This window comes from Actinoplanes sp. NPDC026670, from assembly GCF_040638175.1.
GTDB lineage: Bacteria > Actinomycetota > Actinomycetes > Mycobacteriales > Micromonosporaceae > Actinoplanes.
In genome coordinates this window covers 162,011-178,327 of the sequence record NZ_JBEZXU010000020.1, presented here as the reverse complement: position 1 = coordinate 178,327, position 16,317 = coordinate 162,011, and the positions used below count along the sequence as shown (strand labels likewise).

Genomic DNA, 16,317 nt, shown 5'->3' with positions numbered 1-16,317 from the left:
AGATAGTGAACCGCCGATGCTTCATCTCTTTCGAGATCACCTCACCACGCCACGCCGCCACCCGCACTCGACCACCCAAAAGTGCGAAAGTCGAGCTCACGTCTGGGCATGTTTTCTCGTGCAAGGTCGCCTGCGCCGGGGAGACCTTGCAGCTTTCTTCCCGCCCGGACGTGGAAAGGGCTGCAAGATCGGCGCGCGCGTGAAAACTCGTGCAAGATCGCCGCCAGCGAAGAGAACCGTGCAAGATCCACAAAGCGAGTGAGCGATTCGATTCGGGGATTGCCGAGCGCCGTGGCGGCACAGCGGTGGCCGATGGGTTCGAGGTGACGTCGGGGCGGCGGATGCGGCGCGGTGGCCGGTCGGTATGGCGGGGACTGTGACGGGTGTGGCTGTGGTGGCCGGCGGGTCTCGGGTGATGTGTGTGGCGAGTTGTGCGGCGGTTCCCGGTGCTGGCCGAGCGGGTCTCGGGTGATGTGTGTGGCGAGTTGCTCGGCGGTTTCCGGCGCTGGTTGAGCGGGCCTCGTCACACCGTGAGCCGCTCGGCTCGCGGACCCGGTTGGCTGCTCATAGGCTTTTCCCGTGCTCATGATCATCGCGCTGGCTCTGCTGGCTGCGGTCCTCGCTTTCGCCGTCGCCCGGCCCCGGGGGCTGCCCGAGGCCGCCGCCGCGGTGCCCGCCGCTGCGCTGGCTGTCGGGTTCGGGCTGGTCACGCCTTCGGCGGCGCTGCATGAGATGGAGGAACTGGCGCCCACTGTCGCGTTTCTCGCCGCGATTCTGGTGCTCGCGTTCACGGCGGAACGCCACGGTGTCTTCGGGTGGATCGGCGCGCTTGTCGCCCGTACCGGAAAAGGTCGTCCTCGTCGTCTTCTCGGCGCTGTCTTCGGCGCCGCAGCCTTGACCACCGCGGTTCTCAGCCTGGACGCCACGGTCGTCCTGCTCACTCCGGTGGTCTTCGCGGTCGCCGCCCGGGCCGGAGTCGGGCATCGCCCGCACGCCTACGCCTGCAACCATCTGGCGAACTCGGCCTCGCTCCTGCTGCCGGTCTCCAACCTGACGAACCTGCTGGCGTTCGCCGCGAGCGGCCTGACGTTCGCCGGGTTCGCCGCGCTGATGGCGGCGCCCTGGCTGGCGGTGATCCTGGTCGAGTTCCTGATCTTCCAGTTCTTCTTCGCCGATGACCTGGCCGTTCCGGCGACCCCGAACCCGGGTGATCCCGGGCCCGCCCCGCGCTACGCCCTGACGGTGCTGGCGGTGACGCTGGCCGGGTTCGTGGCTCTTCAGCCGTTCGGCGTGGAGCCCGCGTGGGTGGCCGCCGCCGGAGCGGTCGCCCTGGCCGTGCCGCTGTTGCGCCGCCGCGACATCCACCCGTCCACGCTGCTCACCGAGGCGAATCCGGCTTTCTGCGCCTTCGTCCTGGCCCTCGGCGTGGTGGTGCTGGCGGTCCGCTCGAACGGCCTGGGCGACTGGATCGACACCTGGATCCCGGCGCGCCCCGACCTGCTGGGCCTCCTGGGCGCCGCCACGCTGGCCGCGCTCCTCGCGAACGTCCTGAACAACCTCCCGGCCACCCTGGTCCTGCTGCCCGCGGTGGCCCATTCGCCGGGCCTGCTGCTGGCCGTGCTGATCGGCGTGAACGTCGGCCCGAACCTCACCTACGCCGGCTCCCTGGCCACCCTGCTCTGGCGCCGCATCCTGCACGCCCGCGACGCCGCCCCGCGAACCTCCGAGTTCCTCCGCCTCGGCGCGGCCACCGTGCCCCTCACCCTGGTCGCCGCGGTGACCGCGTTGTGGGCCGGCCTGAACATCGTCAACCCCTGATGCGGTACGCCGTCGGCCGCCCACCGGGTCCGCCGCCGGCCGTGCCCACCCCTCCCGTGGCTACACCGCGACGCAGGCCGTGCGTCCCGCCGGCCGGCGCGCCCGCCGGGCTGGTTGCCCCCTGACCGCCCCAGCGGGGGCGGGGAGTGGTTCAGCCGCTAGTAGGATGCGCCGGTGGTTCAGGATGTCGTGGGTGACGACCGGAAAGCGGCGACGGTGAAGCGGGAGCCGGCGGGCGGTGAGGCGGCCCGGCCCGGTGACCTGGCCGGCCCGGACGAGCCGGCGAGCGGCACGACCCAGGAGCCGGAGCCGGAGCCCGCCGGGGACCGGGACAGCGCCGGGGTGCCCGGGACGACCGGGCCGGAACTGATCCTGTGGCTGCACCGGGGGCTTTCGGTGGCGGCGGTGATGGGGCTCGTCGTGGGGACCCGCGGGTTCTGGCAGGCGAACGCGATGAGCCGCCCCTGGCTGGCCCTGGTGCTGACCGGCGCGTACCTGACGATGCTGGTGGCGGCGGTGATCGCGCTGTGTGCGTCGCGGCATCGGGTGCTGGCCCGGCTGGACGTCGGCGTGCTGGTCACCGCGATCGTGATCAAGACGGTGGCGGCGTGGCCGGGGGTGTCCGGGGCCAAGGACCTGACCGTCGACGAGGGCATCCTGATGGACGCGGCGTCGCGGGCGCTGGCGAAGGGCGCCAACCCGTACACGTCGTCGTGGCCGGGGATCGAACCGGCGCTGCCCACCCAGCTGATGGACGGCCGGACCGTGTTCGACTTCGGTTATCCGCCGCTGGGCGTGGAGTTCGGGGCGGTGTTCGAGCGGCTGTTCCCGTCGATGGCCGGGATCGTGCTGGTGGCCTGGCTGGCGGTGTTCGCGACGGCGGTGTTCGTGTTCGTGGTGGCGCCGCGCCCGTTGCGCCCGATCGCGACGCTGGGTGTGCTGGGGCTGGGCACGCTGGCCGGTTACGCCGACAACGCGTACCCCTCGGTGATCGCTCTTCCGTTCCTGTGTGTGGCTCTGTGGGGTTGGCCGAAGATCGGGCGGGAGGGGCGGCTGGGCCGGTACGGTCTGCTGCGCGCGGCCGCGCTGGGCGCCGCGTGCTCGATCCATCAGCTGGGCTGGTTCCTGGCGTTGTTCCTGGTGGTGGGCCTGGTCATGCTGCGCCTGGGTGAGCTGGGCCTGGCCCGTACGTGCACGCTGCTGCTGCGGTACGGCGGCACTGCGCTGGCGGTGTTCTTCCTGTCCAGCCTGCCGTTCGTCGTGAAGTCGCCGCATGCCTGGCTGACCGGGGTGTTCGAGCCGCTGCTGCAGCACGCTGTCCCGCACGGGCAGGGCCTGATGGGCATCACCCACTACATCATCGGCGGCAGTGCGGCCCTGGACATGTACGGCCACGCGACGATCGCCCTGCTGGTGGCGCTGCTGGCGGCGTTCGCCCTGCATCAGCGCACGCTGGGCCCGGCGGTGGCGGTGCTGCCGTGGACGATCTTCATGGTGTCGACCCGTTCGCAGGACGGCTACTGGCTGCTGACGATGCCGTTGTGGCTGGTCCCGCTGGTGACCACGACCCGCGCCGACTTCGCGAACGCGTTCCGGATCAACCTGCCGCAGCGGAAAGCGGTGACCGCCGCGCTGTTCGTCCCGGCGGCGGCGCTGTTCCTGATCGCGGTCGTCACCCCGCAGCCGCTGGACTTCGAGGTCCGCACGCCGGTGGTGGCCGGGCAGAACCTGCCGGAGCTGACCGTCGAGGTGACGAACGTTTCGGGCGAGCCGGTGAGCCCGAACTTCTCGGTGGCCACCGGCGCCACGATCGCCAGTTTCTGGACCATCAAGGCCGGGCCGGCGACGCTGCCGGCCGGGGCGACCGAGACGTACACGCTGGTCCCGAAGACGAAGACGTTCAAGATCCCGGCGGAGGGGCTGACCATTCTGCGGGTCGTCTCGGACGCCCCGCAGACGCTCAGCAGCGTCCGCCTGACCGGCTGAGAGAAGCGAGTGGCTCTGTCCCGGGCACGGCGGATCGCCGGGTGGGTGGTGGCGCTGGCCGCGCTGCCGCTGCTCACCGGGGTGCTGCTGGCGTTGCCGGAGCCGCCGCTGAACATCGACATCCTGCTGTTCCTGGCGCTCGTGGTCGGGGTGGCGCTGATCGGCGGGCGCTGGCCGGCGGTGTTCGCGGCGGTCGCCGGGACGCTCCTGCTGAACTGGTTCTTCACCCCGCCGTACGGCCGGTTCGCCGTCGCGCAGAGCCACAACCTGCTCGCCCTGGCGCTGTTCGTGCTGGTGGCGGTGGCGGTGAGCTGGGTCGTCGACACAGCGGCCCGGACCACCCGGGAGGCCGAGCGGGCGTCGGCGGAGGCGCGGACGCTGGCGTCGGTGGCGACCGCGGTGCTGACCGGCGAACGGCCGCTGACGGCGCTGCTGGACCGGTTGCGGGAGACGTTCGGCCTGGACACCGTGGCGCTGGTGGAGTCGGGCGTGACGGTGGCCGAGGTGGGCCGCCCCGGATCCGGGGCGGGGACTGCGGACGCGACTGTCCAGGCTGATCAGAATCTGACGGTGGCGCTGTTCGGCCGTACCCTCGAAGCTTCTGATCGAAGGGTGGTCGAGGCGTTCGCCGTACAGGCCGCGGTCGCGTTGCGGCAGGAACGTCTGGCCGCCGAGGCGGCCACCGCGAAGGTGCTCGCCGAAGCCGACCGGATGCGGACCGCGTTGCTCGCCGCGGTCAGCCACGATCTGCGTACGCCCCTCGCGTCGGCGAAGGCGTCGGTGGCCAGCCTGCGCAGCCCGGACGTGACCTTCGACGACGAGGACCGGGCGGAACTGCTGGCCACCGCCGACGAGTCGCTGGACCGGCTGGCCCGCCTGGTGGCGAACCTGCTGGACATGAGCCGGTTGCAGGCCGGGGCGCTCGGTGTCGCCGCGGTCGGCCTGGGCGCCGAGGAGGTGGTGCCGGCGGCTCTGGACGATCTCGGCCCGGCCGGCCGTGCGGTGCTCGTGCGTGTCCCGGCCGACCTGCCGATGGTGCACGCCGATCCGGGCCTGCTGGAGCGGGTGCTGGTGAACGTGATCGGCAACGCGCTTCGCTACAGTCCGCCGGACCGCCCGCCGATGGTGACCGGAGACAGTCACGGTGACGTGGTCGAGTTGCGTGTGATCGATCACGGCCCGGGGATCCCGGCGGATCGGTGGGAGGATGTGTTCCTGCCGTTCCAACGGCTCGGCGACCGCGACAACCACACCGGCGTGGGCCTCGGCCTGGCCCTGTCGCGTGGCCTCGCCGAGGCGATGGGCGGCACGCTCCTCCCCGACGAGACCCCCGGAGGCGGCCTCACCATGATCCTGACGCTTCCCGCCGGAAAGCCGGCATGACCCGCATCCTGGTCGTCGACGACGAGCCGCAGATCGTCCGGGCACTGCGGATCAACCTCAAGGCCCGGGGGTACGAGGTGGACACCGCCCCGGACGGCGCGACAGCCCTGCGCGCGGCCGCCGAGCACCACCCCGACCTGGTCGTGCTGGACCTGGGCCTGCCCGACATGGAGGGCGCCGAGGTGATCGCCGGCCTGCGCGGCTGGACGTCGGTGCCGGTGATCGTGCTCTCCGGCCGGGCCGACAGCGCCGACAAGGTGACCGCGCTGGACGCCGGGGCCGACGACTACGTGACGAAGCCGTTCGGGGTGGACGAGCTGCTGGCCCGGATCCGGGCGGTGACCCGCCGTTCGCAGCCGGAGGAGGCGGAGGCCCCGGTGGTGCGCCTCGGCGATCGTGAGGTCAACCTGGCCGAGCACACGATCAGCGGCGGCGTCCGGCTCACCCCGACCGAGTGGCAGCTGCTGGAGCACCTGCTGCGGCACCCGGGCAAACTGATCACCCAGCGGGACCTGCTGCACGACGTGTGGGGCCCGCAGTACCGCACCGAGACCAACTACCTGCGGCAGTACATGGCCCGCCTGCGCCGCAAGCTGGAGGCCGACCCGGCCCGGCCGCGGCACCTGCTGACCGAGCCCGGCATGGGCTACCGGTTCCGCCCGTGAGCGCCGCCGCGCCGCGGCTCGGCGTGCTCGACGTCGGATCCAACACGGTCAACCTGGTGGTCGCCGAGGCGGCGTCCGGGCTGCCGCTGCCGGTGCACACCTGGGAGCAGCGGCCCCGGCTGGCGCACCGGCTGCCCGCCGACGGGACGATCGGGCCGGCGGCGCTGGAGCGGATGCTCGACGCGGTCGCCGGGGCGGTCGCCGAGTCCCGCCGGGCCGGAGTGAACCGGATGTTCGCCTACACCACGGCGGTGGTCCGGGACGCGCCGAACCGCGAGGCGGTCCTCGCGGCGGTTCAAGAGCACACGGGGGTACGGCTGGGCACGCTCACCGGCATCGAGGACGCCCGTCTGACGTTCCTGGCGGCGCGGCGCTGGCTGGGCTGGCAGGCCGGTCCGATGCTGATGGTCGACATCGGCGGCGGCTGTCTGGAGGTGGCGTTCGGGCGGGACCGGCTGCCCGAGTCGGCGATGTCGCTGCCGCTCGGCGCGGGCCGGTTGACCAGGGAGTTCCTCACCGACGGCGACCCGCCCTCGCCCCGGGCGGTCCGGCGGTTGCGCCGGCACGTGCGGGAGCAGTTCGCCGAGGTCGCGGCCCGTACGTCCTGGGAGGCCCCGCGCACGTCGGTGGCCGCTTCGAAGACCTTCCAGCAGCTGGCCCGGCTGGCCGGCGCCGCGCCGCTGCGGCTCGGCCCGTTCGTGCCGCGGGAGCTGCGCGCCTCGGCCCTGCGGCCGTGGATCAACCGGCTGGCCGCGATGCCCAGCCCGAAGCGGTCGCACCTGCCCGGGGTGTCCCCGCACCGGGCCCGGCAGATCCTGGCCGGCGCGATCGTCGCCTACGAGGTGATGCGCCGGCTCGGGGTCGAGTCGCTGATCATCTGCCCGTGGGGGCTGCGCGAGGGCATCCTGCTGCGTGAGCTGGAGGCCCGGCAGACACCGCTGGTCAACGCCGCCTGGGTGCCCTGGGATTGAGGCTCATCCTTCCTGCGCGCGGGCCGATATCTCAGGTGTCCGGTTCTTCCGTGTCGGCCAAGGAGATACAACGTGCGGTTGTTCGGTTCACGTGCGGAAGCCCCCGAGACGGCCCGCCCGATGCCGCGTGACGTCGAGGCCCTGGAGCAGCTGGTGCTGGCTCTCGACACCGCGACGGACGAGGACAGTGCCTGGCGGATCACCGTGGAGAGCATGGTCCAGTTCAACAAGATGGGGTACGGCGCGGTCTGGGTGCCGGACGGCCTGAACAAGCTGCGGCGCCTGCACGAGTGCGGCCCGCTCCAGTCGCAGCTGGCCGGGGTGACCGAGCCCGAGCTGGTGACCAAGGCGATGCAGAGCCGTGCCGCGGTCTTCGACGAGGACCCGGACCGGGCCACCGGATGCCGGCGCTGGCAGGCCGCGGCCAAGGCGGGCATGGTCGCCGCGATGATGCTGCCGGTGCTCAAGGGCAACGAGGTGCTGGCGGTCCTCGAGTACTACTCGCCGACCCCGATCTACGCCGACGCCGGCCGTAAGGAGAAGTTCGCGGCCATCGCCCGGGTCGCCGAGCAGGCCCGGTCGGCCGCGGTCGCCGCCGCCGAGCTGCGGCAGGTGGCCACCGACCGGGAGGCGGTCACCACGGTGGTCACCCGGGTCGGGGCGGCGTCGGACAGCGCGACCACGATCCGGGCCGCCCTGGACGCGGTGCGGACCGCGTTCGGCTGGGCCTACGGCTCGTTCTGGGAGATCGACTCCGACCTGAACGTGCTCAAGTTCCACCTGGAGTCGGGTTCGGCCGGCGACGAGTTCCGCCGGGTCACCCTGGCCGCCGAGTTCGCCGAGGGGGTCGGCCTGTCCGGCCGTGCGTGGCGGGCCCGTGACCTGGTCTTCGTCAAGGACCTCGCGGAGGTCACCGACTGTGTGCGGGCGCCCGCCGCGCAGCGGGCCGGGGTGCGCTCGGGCGTCTGTTTCCCGATCATGAGCGGCGACAAGGTCGTCGGCACCATGGACTTCTTCACCACCGAGTACATCGACCTGTCCGAGTCGCGGGCGGCCGCGCTGCGCAACGTGCAGCAGCTGGTGTCGCAGCGGCTCGACGTGGTCCGCGGCACCGAGCGGGCCGCCGCCAACGCCCGTGACCTGCTGGACACCGTGCAGCGGCTGCGTAGCGCCAGCGACGACGCGACCACGGTGGCCGAGCAGGCGGTGACCCGCGCGTCGGCGATGACCGCCGAGGTGGCGGCGCTCGGGCAGGCGTCGGCCGCGATCGGCGACGTCATCAAGATCATTTCATCGATCGCCGAGCAGACCAACCTGCTCGCCCTGAACGCGACCATCGAGGCGGCCCGGGCCGGGGAGTCCGGCAAGGGCTTCGCGGTGGTCGCCGGTGAGGTCAAGGAGCTGGCCCGGGAGACGGCGGAGGCCACCCAGAAGGTCGCCGACCAGATCGCCGGGATCCAGTCCAGCGCGGAGACGGTCGCCAACGGCATCCACACCACGAGCGAGACGATCGGGAAGATGGACGCCGTGCAGGCCCGGATGAACGACGTGCTCGCCGAGCAGGCCGAGATGGCCCGCGCGCTACAGGGTTGACCCCTTCCGATCGAACATTCGTCCTAGACTGCCCCGAGGTGACGCAGGGCACAGCATGATGCGTCAAGGAGCGAATCTTCGAGGGGAGTGAAACATGAGCGGTGTTCGATTGCTGGTCGGGACCCGGAAGGGACTGTTCATCCTGACCTCGGACAATGCCCGTCAGGACTGGAAGGTCGACGGGCCGCACTTCGGCGGCTGGGAGATCTACCACGCCAACGGGTCACCCGTGGACCCGGACCGGATCTACGTGTCGCAGTCGGGCGGCTGGTTCGGCCAGCTGATCCAGCGGTCCGACGACGGCGGGGCGACCTGGCAGCAGGTCGACCACGACTTCACCTACGCCGGCGAGGTCGGCGACCATCTCTGGTACGACGGGACCCCGCGCCCGTGGGAGTTCAAACGGATCTGGCACCTGGAGCCGTCCCGTACCGAGCTCGACGTCGTGTACGCCGGCGCCGAGGACGCGGCCCTCTACAAGAGCACCGACGGCGGCCAGAAGTGGGTCGAACTGACCGGCCTGCGCACCCACGCGTCGGCCCCGAAGTGGCAGCCCGGCGCCGGCGGCATGTGCCTGCACACGATCATTCTCGACCCGGTCGACCCGGACCGGATCTTCGTGGCCATCTCGGCGGCCGGCGCGTTCCGTACCGACGACGGCGGGGTCACCTGGAAGCCGATCAACCGTGGCCTGGTCAGCGGCGGCATCCCCGACCCGGACGCCGAGACGGGCCACTGCGTGCACCGGATCGCCCAGCACCCGTCCCGGCCGGACACCCTGTTCATGCAGAAGCACTGGGACGTGCTGCGCTCCGACGACGCCGGCGACAACTGGCGGGAGATCAGCGGCGACCTGCCGACCGACTTCGGCTTCCCGATCGCGGTGCACGCCCACGAGCCGGAGACGATCTACGTCGTGCCGATCACCAGCGACTCGCTGCACTACGTGATGGACGGCAAGCTCCGGGTCTACCGCAGCCGTACCGGTGGTGAGCAGTGGGAGCCGCTGACCGCCGGACTGCCGCAGGAGCACTGCTACGTCAATGTGCTCCGGGACGCCATGGCGGTGGACACGCTCGACGAGTGCGGCGTCTACTTCGGCACCAGCGCCGGCCAGGTGTACGGCTCGGCGGACAGCGGCGACACCTGGAAGGCCCTGGTCAGCGACCTGCCGCCGATCTGTTCGGTGGAAGTCCAGGTGCTCCCGTGATCCGGGTGATCCTTCCGCCGCACCTGCGCACCCTGGCCCACGTGACCGGGGAGGTGCGGGTCGAGGTGCCGGGCGAGGTGACCCAGCGGCACGTGCTCGACGCCGTGGAGGCGAAGTTCCCGATGCTCGTCGGCACCATGCGGGACCGGGGGACCGGGAAACGGCGGGCGCTGGTGCGTTTCTTCGCCTGCGAGGAGGACCTGTCCAACGAGCCACCGGACGCGGCGCTGCCGGACCGGGTGGCTCAGGGGGAGGAGCCGTTCCTGGTGGTCGGGGCGATGGCCGGCGGCTGACCCTGCGCCGACACGCGAAAGGCGGCCGGGCGGGAGCCCGGCCGCCGCGTTTCGGCGAGGGATCAGCTCAGTGCCAGGGGCCGCGTCCGTGGCCGCCCCAGTGACCGTGGTGCCCGTGCCCGCCCCAAGCGCCGTGGCCGCCGCCCCACGCGCCGTATCCGCCCCACGGACGGACGTAGGGGCCGCCGACGACGACCGGGCCACCCAGCGGCACGACCCCGACCGGCGCAACCCCGTACGGCGCTGCGAGGACGCCGGCGCCGCCGCAGGTCGACGCGACGTTGACGCACTGGTTGCCGCCGCCGACGCCCGGCTCCTCGGACGCCATCGGCTCCTCGGACATGGCCTGGCCCTTGGTCGCCTTGTTCGCCTTGTGTCCCTTGTTCGCCTTGTGGGCCTTGGTCGCCTTGTGCGCCTTGATCGGCTTGTCGGCGAGAGCGCCGCCGGTCGGCTCCTCGGCGATCGGCTCCTCGTCCACCGGCGCGGGCTCGTAGTCCACCACCGGTTGAGCCGGCTGGACGATCTGCACCGGTCTCTGGATGACGAGCACATAGGGCGTGCCGATGCTCTGTGGCCGGTAGTCGCAGTTGTAGTCGTCATCCCACAGGGACAGCGAGGACGCGTAGCCGCCGCAGTCGCTCAGCGTGCTGTAGGAGCCGAGGACGTGACCGGGCGGCCACCAGCCCGGACCGGCGAGCGCCGGGGTGGCCCCGAACGCGGCTCCGGCGACCAGGCCGGCGCAGGCGGTGATCAGTCCTTGAGTGGTTTTTCGCATGTCAGACCTTTCCGTTACGTCGCTTGTGTCCCGCATAGCCCAGCACGACGTTCGGAAAGTGGGGCGGGGTTCGTGGGAAGTACCTCGGACCGGGTCCGCCTTGGCCCTTCCGGGCCACCCGAACGTGACTCACGAGACCTGCCGGGGCTGGTGGGGCGACCGGCGGCCTACGATCGGGGGCATGGCCAGGCGCAGTGGCGAGGCGACTCGCGAGGAGATTCGTGCCGCCGCGGCCCGTCTGTTCCGGGAGCGTGGTTTTGCTCGGACCTCGGTTCGCGACATCGCCGCCCAGGCGGTGACGAACCCGGCACTGGTGATCCGGCACTTCGGCACCAAGGAACTGCTGTTCCTCGACACCATGCAGTTCACCATCGACGACGAGCCGCTGCTCGACGTCCCGCTGGAGCGGTTCGGTGCGCGATTCATCGAGAGGCTGCTCTCCGACGACGACATCCGCGGGGTCTATCTCGCGCTCGTCCGGGGCAGCAACGAGGCCCAGATCAAGGTCCGTCTCCAGGCCATCCACGAGCACAGCTTCGTCGGCCCGGTGCGGGCCCGGCTCTCCGGCCCGGACGCCGACGTCCGGGCGCGGATCGCCGCGTCCCTGGTGGGCGGCCTGCTCTACGCCCTATGGGTGGTCGAGGACGAGGGCCTGGTGTCGGCCGACCGCGCGGCGCTGATCGCCCACTACGGCGCGCTGCTCCAGCAGGCCCTCGCCGGCCCTACTGAACCGACCAGCCACCGTCCGACGGCAGCACCACCCCGTTGAGGTTCACGCCGTCGTCGCTCAGCAGGAAGGTGATCGACGCGGCCAGGTGCTCGGCCTGGGCCACACCCGGGATGAGCTGGAGGAACGGGCCGGTGCGGCCGCGGCCGAACTCGGACTGGCTGACCGGGGCCATTCCGGTGGCCACGCCGCCGGGCGCCACCGCGTTGGTGCGGATGCCCTTCTGGCCGTACATGAAGGCGATGTTCTTGGTGATGCCGATGACCGCGTGCTTGGACGCGGTGTAGGCGACCCCGGCCGCGTTGCCGCGCAGCCCCGCCTCGGAGGCGATGTTCACGATCGCGCCGCGCCCGGCCGCCAGCATGGCCGGGACCACCGCGCGGGTCAGCCGGAAGAGCCCGTCGACGTTGACCGCGAAGACCTTCTCCCAGACCGCGTCCGAGGTCTCGTGGATCGGGCTGAAGTCGTCGACCACACCGGCCACGTTGGCCAGGCCGTCGATCCGGTCGCCGGCCGCGGCCACCACCCGGGCCACGTCGTCGGCGCTGGTGATGTCGGCGGTCACCGCCACGAACGAGTCACCCAGCTCGGTGGCCGTCTCCTTCAGCTTGCCGTCGGTGATGTCGACGCCGATCACCCGGCCGCCCTCACGCACGATGCGGGACGCGGTGGCCCGGCCGATTCCGGAGGCGGCGCCGGTGACGATCACGGTCCGGCCGGTGAACCGGCCCGCCACGATTTGCTCCTTCCAGCCGGTCTTCTCGGCGGCCTCCGGCATGACACCGCCGTTGACCCGCAGGACCAGCTCGTCGATCACGGCCTGCGGCATCTTGCCCTGGCTCAGCTCGACCATCTGCTGGAGCGGCAGGCCCCGGATCGGCGCCAGCATCGAGGGGTCGGCGCCACCGGCGGCGAGCAGCTCGCCCAGCGCGGGGCCGCCCTCCGGGTGGTCCAGCCACTCGCCGATGGTGCTCGCGGCGGTCAGCGGCTTCGTCGTCATCTCGGGGTCCCTTCGACAGAGGATGCGGGGCGGAAGTGAACTTAGTTTACTTCGGTGGCCGGGGTAACCCCGGGTTTTCCGCGACGAGCGGCCGGCGCCGCACCCGCAGGCCGATGGCCGGACCGGAAGTCCGTTAGGGTCCTCCAATGGGATTGCTGGACAGGTTCGCCGGTTCGCCCCGTCGCCGGTTCGCCCAGCTCGCACTCCGGGTGGCCCGGCGCACCCCGGGCGTCGAGCGTGCGGTCTACCAGGCCGACGACTTCGCCATCGCGATCCACCGGACCGGGGCCGACAGCCCCGCCCACCTCTACCTCGCCAACGTCTATCGCGAGACGGCCGGCGCCTCCCCGGCGGAACGCCGGGAACGGCTCGAGAAACTGCTGCGGCTCATGACGCCGATGCCCGAGGACGATTGGGAGACGGTACGCCCGAAGCTGCGCCCAGTGCTGCGCCCGGTGACGTTCGGGGTGGCCGGGCCGGCCGGGATGCGACCACCGCTGTCCCGCCCGGCGATGCCGTTCCTGCGCGAGCTGGTCGTCATCGACGCCCCCGACGCGATGGCGTACATCCTCCCCGACCGGGTCGAGGAATGGGGCGTCGACGTCGCCGACGTGTTCACGGTGGCCCGGGAGAATCTGGCCGGCATCGCCCGGGACAGCCTGGACCGGGAGTGGCGCTCCGCGGTCAGCATGCTCGACGACGGCGACGGCTACTTCACGTCGCTGCTGCTGTCGCCGGGCTGGCTGGCCGAGGTCGGCGAGCGGATGGGCGGCCCGGTCGTCGCCTTCGCGCCGGACAACAACACCCTGCTGGTGGCGCCACTGCCGGAGACCGGGATCGAGCAGCTGTACGCCGTCGTCGAGCACAGCTTCGGCGAGGCGGTTCGCTACCTCTCACCAGTCGGATACGTCGCCGGGCCACAGGGCCGCAGCGTGCCGTACTCCCCACCGCCGGCCCACCCGCACCACGCCGTCGCCCGCCGCGCCGACGCCGTCCTCGCCCTCACCGAGTACTCCAACCAGACCGAATGGCTGGCCGGGCAGTACGCGAAAGCCGGCGTCGACACCCACATCGGCCGCCTGATCGCGGTCGAGCCACCCGGCGGCGGCCCGGCCGAGACCATCGCCACCTGGCCCGCCGGGGTGAGCGCGCTGCTGCCCCGGGCCGACTCGATCGCCTTCGCCCACCCGGACGGCGGCGTCGACTTCCGCGTCCCCTGGCACATCGCCGAGGAACACGCCGGCCTGACCCCGGAGCCACTGCTCGCCCCGGCCCGCTACCGCGTCGACGACTGGCCGGCGCCGGCGGTCCTCGCCGAGCTGCGGGAGCACCGCGCGGACTGACCGGCATGCATAGGTTGCCGATCCCGCTCGCCGGGGAGCAGGCTCGTCAGGAGAGACTGCATGCGGCGTACGGCGGTGAGTCCGGGAGGTCCGATGCCAGCTTTGGACGACGAAGAGGTCAATCTGCGGGTGGGCCCACCGGCCGATCACGCGGCCGGGCTGGAGGCGGTCCGGCTGAGCCTGGCCAATGCCGTACGCAAGATGGGTGTGAAGAAGACCGCCCGCAACCTGTCGGTGCTCAACCAGCACGACGGCGTCGACTGCATGAGCTGCGCCTGGCCCGACCCGTCAGGTAAGCGCCACACCGCCGAGTTCTGTGAGAACGGGGCGAAGGCGGTCTCCTGGGAGGGGCAGCGCGACACCGTCGGCCCGCTGTTCTTCGCCGAGCACTCGATCGCCGACCTGGCCGGGCGCACCGACCACTGGCTGGAGAAACAGGGCCGGCTCATCCACCCGATGATCAGACGCGACGGCGGCGCCCACTACGAGCCGATCTCCTGGGCCGAGGCGTTCGACGTCATCGGATCCCATCTGCGGCAGCTGGACAGCCCGGACCAGGCGGCCTTCTACACCTCGGGGCGGGCCAGCAACGAGGCCGCGTTCCTCTACCAGCTGCTGGCCCGCGCGTTCGGCACCAACAACCTGCCGGACTGCTCGAACATGTGCCACGAGTCGACCGGCACCGCCCTGATGCGCACCATCGGTATCGGCAAGGGCTCGGTCACCCTCGACGACCTGCACCAGGCCGACCTGATCGTGGTCTCCGGGCAGAACCCGGGCACCAACCACCCGCGGATGCTCACCGCCCTGGAGATCGCCAAACGCGACGGCGCGAAGATCCTGGCGATCAACCCGCTGCCGGAGGCCGGGCTGATCCGTTTCGACAACCCGCAGAAACCGCGCGGCCTGGCCGGCCGGGGCACCCCGCTGGCCGACCGGTTGCTGCGGATCCGCTCCAACGGCGACCTGGCCCTCTGGCAGGCGATCGGCCACCTGCTGCTGCGGCGCGGCGTAGCCGACAAGGAGTTCATCGGTACGTCCACCGTCGGGTTCGAACAGTGGTCGGCGCACGTCGCCGAGATCGACCGGGCGCAGGTGCTCGCCGCCACCGGCCTGACGTGGGACGAGATCGAGGCCGCGGCCGACATGCTGGCCGGCGCCGAGCGGATCGTGCACTGCTGGGCGATGGGCATCACCCAGCACCGCAACGCCGTCGCCACGATCAAGGAGTTCGTCAACGTCGCCCTGCTCCAGGGCATGATCGGCAAACCCGGCGCGGGGCTGTGCCCGGTCCGCGGGCACTCCAACGTGCAGGGCGACCGGAGCATGGGCATCTGGGAGAAGCCGTCGGCGCTGTTCCTGGACCGGCTGCGTGACGAGTTCGGGTTCGAGCCGCCCCGTGCGCACGGGCACGACGCGGTCGACACGGTCCGGGCGTTCCGTGACGGAAAGGCGCAGGTGTTCATCGCGCTCGGCGGCAACTTCGTCGGCGCCATGTCCGACACCGAGGTCACCGCCGCGTCGATGCGCAACGCCACGCTGACCGTGCAGGTGTCCACCAAACTCAACCGCAGCCACGTGGAGGCCGGCCGCACCGCGCTGATCCTGCCCACCCTGGGCCGCACCGAGCAGGACCTGACCGGCGGCCGGGTGCAGCGGATCACCGTGGAGGACTCGATGTCCGCGGTGCACGCCTCCCGCGGCCGCTCCGAACCGGTCGGGCCGCTGCTGCGCTCCGAGATCGACATCGTCTGCGGCATCGCGGCGGCCGCGCTCGGCGACCGGCACGACATCCCGTGGGGCGAGTTCGCCGCCGACTACGAACAGATCCGGGAACGGATCGGCCGGGTGGTCCCGGGCTGCGACGACTACGCCGCGAAGATCCGTGGCGGCGGCTTCACCATGCCGCACCCGCCGCGCGACTCGCGGACCTTCCCGACGATCGAGGGCAAGGCCGTCTTCACGGTCAGCCCGCTCGAGGTGATGACCGTTCCCGAGGGCCGGCTCGTGCTGCAGACGCTGCGCAGCCACGACCAGTTCAACACGACGATCTACGGGCTCGACGACAGGTACCGGGGGATCACCTCGGGCCGCCGGGTGGTCTTCATCAGCGCCGCCGACCTGGCCGAACTGGGCTTCACCGACGGCGACCTGGTCGACCTGGTCTCCGAGTGGTCCGACGGTGTCGAGCGCCGGGCCGAACGGTTCCGCCTGGTCGAGTACGACACCCCGAAGGGTTGCGTGGCCGCCTACTACCCGGAGACGAACCCGCTGGTCCCACTCGACTCGCAGGCCGAGGAGAGCGGCACCCCCACCTCGAAGTGGGTCCAGGTCCGCTTGGAACGCCCCACCCCGGAGTGAGCCCCCGGCTGGTCGTCACCGCTGTCCCAGCCCGCCCGAGACAGCGGTGCCGACCACCCGGCTGATCCAGAAGACGCCCACCCAACCTGTCCCCAAGCCGCTCGTGCACGAACATTCACCCCGGCTGCGCGTGCACGAACATTCACCCCGGCCGCTCGTGCACGAACATCCATCCCGGCCGCTCGTGCACGA

The 16,317-nt window shown here is 71.7% G+C and carries 12 protein-coding genes and 1 pseudogene; 11 read left to right on the top strand and 2 right to left on the bottom strand.

What is annotated here, in order from left to right:
- Positions 1-579: 579 nt before the first annotated feature.
- The 8 genes and pseudogenes from AB0E94_RS21510 (at position 580) to AB0E94_RS21475 (ending at position 9,919) form a co-directional block, all read left to right on the top strand.
- Positions 580-1,818: an SLC13 family permease gene (locus AB0E94_RS21510; protein ID WP_360328700.1), complete on the top strand. Its 1,239-nt coding sequence runs from the start codon at positions 580-582 to the stop codon at positions 1,816-1,818.
- A 174-nt stretch (positions 1,819-1,992) separates the two neighbouring features.
- On the top strand, positions 1,993-3,804 hold the full coding sequence (locus AB0E94_RS21505; protein WP_360328698.1) for a hypothetical protein: 1,812 nt from the start codon (positions 1,993-1,995) through the stop codon (positions 3,802-3,804).
- 12 nt (positions 3,805-3,816) lie between these two features.
- Positions 3,817-5,187: pseudogene (locus AB0E94_RS21500) on the top strand (DUF4118 domain-containing protein); the annotation flags it as partial.
- Positions 5,184-5,852, top strand: a complete 669-nt coding sequence (locus AB0E94_RS21495) for a response regulator (protein WP_360328696.1) — start codon at positions 5,184-5,186, stop codon at positions 5,850-5,852. The pseudogene AB0E94_RS21500 and the gene AB0E94_RS21495, both read left to right, overlap by 4 nt.
- Positions 5,849-6,823: a Ppx/GppA phosphatase family protein gene (locus tag AB0E94_RS21490; protein ID WP_360328694.1), complete on the top strand. Its 975-nt coding sequence runs from the start codon at positions 5,849-5,851 to the stop codon at positions 6,821-6,823. The genes AB0E94_RS21495 and AB0E94_RS21490 overlap by 4 nt, the downstream gene beginning before the upstream one ends.
- Positions 6,824-6,943: 120 nt before the next feature.
- A complete protein-coding gene (locus AB0E94_RS21485; protein ID WP_360328708.1) occupies positions 6,944-8,416 on the top strand; it encodes a methyl-accepting chemotaxis protein in 1,473 nt (490 codons plus the stop codon).
- Positions 8,417-8,510: 94 nt separating this feature from the next.
- The gene (locus tag AB0E94_RS21480; protein ID WP_360328692.1) at positions 8,511-9,626 is read left to right on the top strand and encodes an exo-alpha-sialidase; all 1,116 of its coding nucleotides are present in this window, start codon (positions 8,511-8,513) and stop codon (positions 9,624-9,626) included.
- Positions 9,623-9,919: a MoaD/ThiS family protein gene (locus AB0E94_RS21475; protein WP_317787402.1), complete on the top strand. Its 297-nt coding sequence runs from the start codon at positions 9,623-9,625 to the stop codon at positions 9,917-9,919. Before AB0E94_RS21480 ends, AB0E94_RS21475 begins: the two co-directional genes overlap by 4 nt.
- Before the next feature lie 67 nt (positions 9,920-9,986).
- On the opposite strand, the gene AB0E94_RS21470 is transcribed toward AB0E94_RS21475, so the two are convergent.
- Positions 9,987-10,694 (bottom strand): hypothetical protein, encoded by a 708-nt coding sequence (locus AB0E94_RS21470; protein ID WP_360328690.1) that lies wholly within the window; start codon positions 10,692-10,694, stop codon positions 9,987-9,989.
- A gap of 181 nt (positions 10,695-10,875) precedes the next feature.
- On the opposite strand from AB0E94_RS21470, the gene AB0E94_RS21465 reads away from it, so the two are divergent.
- Positions 10,876-11,463 carry a TetR family transcriptional regulator gene (locus tag AB0E94_RS21465; RefSeq protein WP_360328689.1) on the top strand — a complete coding sequence of 196 codons (588 nt, stop codon included), beginning with the start codon at positions 10,876-10,878 and terminating at the stop codon, positions 11,461-11,463.
- Here the strand turns inward: AB0E94_RS21465 and AB0E94_RS21460 are convergent.
- A complete protein-coding gene (locus AB0E94_RS21460) occupies positions 11,417-12,421 on the bottom strand; it encodes an SDR family NAD(P)-dependent oxidoreductase (RefSeq protein WP_360328687.1) in 1,005 nt (334 codons plus the stop codon). The two genes, AB0E94_RS21465 and AB0E94_RS21460, sit on opposite strands and share 47 nt — an antisense overlap.
- Before the next feature lie 146 nt (positions 12,422-12,567).
- Here AB0E94_RS21460 and AB0E94_RS21455 point away from each other — a divergent pair, with 146 nt between their 5' ends.
- Positions 12,568-13,764: a hypothetical protein gene (locus tag AB0E94_RS21455; protein WP_360328685.1), complete on the top strand. Its 1,197-nt coding sequence runs from the start codon at positions 12,568-12,570 to the stop codon at positions 13,762-13,764.
- A gap of 93 nt (positions 13,765-13,857) precedes the next feature.
- Entirely contained in the window at positions 13,858-16,125 is a 2,268-nt protein-coding gene (locus tag AB0E94_RS21450) for an FdhF/YdeP family oxidoreductase (protein ID WP_360328683.1), read from the top strand.
- Positions 16,126-16,317: the final 192 nt, after the last annotated feature.

Excerpts from the sequence above, each read along its gene's own strand:
- AB0E94_RS21465 (WP_360328689.1), top strand. The coding sequence starts at position 10,876 with ATGGCCAGGCGCAGTGGCGAGGCGACTCGCGAGGAGATTCGTGCCGCC.
- AB0E94_RS21455 (WP_360328685.1), top strand. The coding sequence starts at position 12,568 with ATGGGATTGCTGGACAGGTTCGCCGGTTCGCCCCGTCGCCGGTTCGCC.
- AB0E94_RS21495 (WP_360328696.1), top strand. The coding sequence starts at position 5,184 with ATGACCCGCATCCTGGTCGTCGACGACGAGCCGCAGATCGTCCGGGCA.
- AB0E94_RS21485 (WP_360328708.1), top strand. The coding sequence starts at position 6,944 with ATGCCGCGTGACGTCGAGGCCCTGGAGCAGCTGGTGCTGGCTCTCGAC.
- AB0E94_RS21480 (WP_360328692.1), top strand. The coding sequence starts at position 8,511 with ATGAGCGGTGTTCGATTGCTGGTCGGGACCCGGAAGGGACTGTTCATC.
- AB0E94_RS21470 (WP_360328690.1), bottom strand. The coding sequence starts at position 10,694 with ATGCGAAAAACCACTCAAGGACTGATCACCGCCTGCGCCGGCCTGGTC.
- AB0E94_RS21460 (WP_360328687.1), bottom strand. The coding sequence starts at position 12,421 with ATGACGACGAAGCCGCTGACCGCCGCGAGCACCATCGGCGAGTGGCTG.
- AB0E94_RS21450 (WP_360328683.1), top strand. The coding sequence starts at position 13,858 with ATGCCAGCTTTGGACGACGAAGAGGTCAATCTGCGGGTGGGCCCACCG.